2 protein-coding genes are annotated in these 1,877 nt (G+C 50.6%); both read left to right on the forward strand.

Annotated elements, in window-relative coordinates; translation table 11 throughout:
• On the forward strand, positions 1-506 hold a 506-nt coding region (locus tag WBV75_RS06240; protein WP_424119779.1), incomplete at its 5' end, for a rhodanese-like domain-containing protein.
• Positions 507-634: 128 nt separating this feature from the next.
• On the forward strand, positions 635-1,877 hold a 1,243-nt coding region (locus WBV75_RS06245; protein WP_424119780.1), incomplete at its 3' end, for an MBL fold metallo-hydrolase.

The following is a 1,877-nucleotide window of genomic DNA, read 5'->3' on the forward strand; positions in this document are numbered from 1 at the left end:
GGGTGGGAGAGATGATCCCGGATGTTAAACAGGCCATCCTATTGGTGACCGATCCGGATGTCGAGGAGGAGGCCGTTACCCGACTCTCGCGAGTGGGGTACGACAATACCATCGGTTTTCTCGCCGGTGGGTTTGAATCCTGGAAGGAATCCGGCAAGGCTTATGAAACCACGGGTCGCGTTACCGTTGATGAAGTCGTTACACAATACGAAAGCGGCACCCTGCCCCTGGTGATCGATGTGCGGAAGAAAAGCGAATTCGATTCGGAACACCTTATAGATGCCCTGAATATACCGCTCAATGAAATCAACCAGCACCTTGCACAGATACCAAAGGACAAACCCTTTCTGTTGCACTGTGGCGGCGGATATCGCAGCATGATCGCGTCTTCTATCCTGAAACAACGCGGGTGGGATAATTTCGCAGATATTATCGGGGGCTTTGACGAGCTCAAGGAGACGGCTTTGCCCAAATCAGAATACGTCTGCCCTACGACGCTGTTATAGTCGAAATGGAGTTTAATTTTAAAGCCCGCCCTGGAAAAGGCGGGCTTTTTTATTGTGTAACTCCGGTTACCGTAACCCAGGCTTGAGTTTCTTAAATTTGCATTGTAATTAAACAGTAATTTACCATCATGACCATAGAACAGATTTATACAGGATGCCTGGCACAGGGCGCATATTATATTGAGAGTAAAGGCGAGGCCGCCATTATTGACCCGTTGCGGGAAGTAGGCCCATACATTAAAAGGGCCCGGCAGGACAGGGCAGAAATAAAATACATTTTCGAGACCCATTTCCATGCAGATTTTGTGAGCGGTCACCTCACCCTGGCCCGGAAAACCGGTGCCCCTATTGTGTTTGGTCCTTTGGCCAACCCAAATTTTGACGCCATTATCGCAAAAGACGGACAGGAGTTCAAAGTGGGTGATGTCACCATCGTGACCCTGCACACACCGGGTCATACCATGGAGAGTACCACCTATCTCTTACGGGATGAAAAGGGGAATGACCACGCTATTTTCAGCGGAGACACCCTTTTCCTGGGGGATGTCGGTCGTCCTGATTTGGCCCAGAAGGCTGCAGATATGACACAAGAGCAGCTCGCTTCTACCTTATACGACAGCCTGAGGGAAAAAATCATGCCTCTTAATGATGACATCATTGTGTATCCGGCCCACGGAGCAGGTTCTGCCTGTGGCAAGAACATGTCCAAGGAAACAGTTGATACCCTGGGGAATCAGAAAAAGACCAATTATGCCCTTCGCCCGGACATGACCCGGGAGGAGTTTGTGGCCGAAGTAACGGATGGTCTGTTGCCTCCCCCAACATATTTCCCCTTGAATGTGAAGATGAATAAGGAGGGGTATGAAGACATAGACCTGGTATTGAAACGAGGTACACAGGCCCTTTCGCCGGATGCTTTTGAAGTAGCGGCGAACGAGACCGGAGCCGTTGTCCTGGATGTGCGCAATGAAGAGGACTTTGCAAAAGGGCATATTCCACGTTCCATATTTATTGGTTTAGACGGTAGTTTTGCCCCCTGGGTGGGCGCCCTGGTAGGGGATACTGCCCAGCCGATCCTGCTCGTTGTGCCTGAAGGCCGTGAAGAGGAGGCTGTAACCCGTTTGTCCCGGGTAGGATTTGACAATACCCTGGGATACCTCAAAGGAGGTTTTGACGCCTGGCGCAGCGCTTCAAAGGAATACGATACCGTAAGCCCGGTAGCTCCTGAGAAGCTGAAAGAACTCATGGCCGAAGATGGGGAAATGAAGGTTTTTGATGTCCGGAAGGAAAGTGAATACCTCTCCGAGCATTTGCTTGAGGCGGAGAACACCCCCCTGGATTACCTGAACGACTATTTGAGCACTTTCCCTA

The organism is Robiginitalea sp. (assembly GCF_049588695.1).
Taxonomy (GTDB): domain Bacteria; phylum Bacteroidota; class Bacteroidia; order Flavobacteriales; family Flavobacteriaceae; genus Robiginitalea.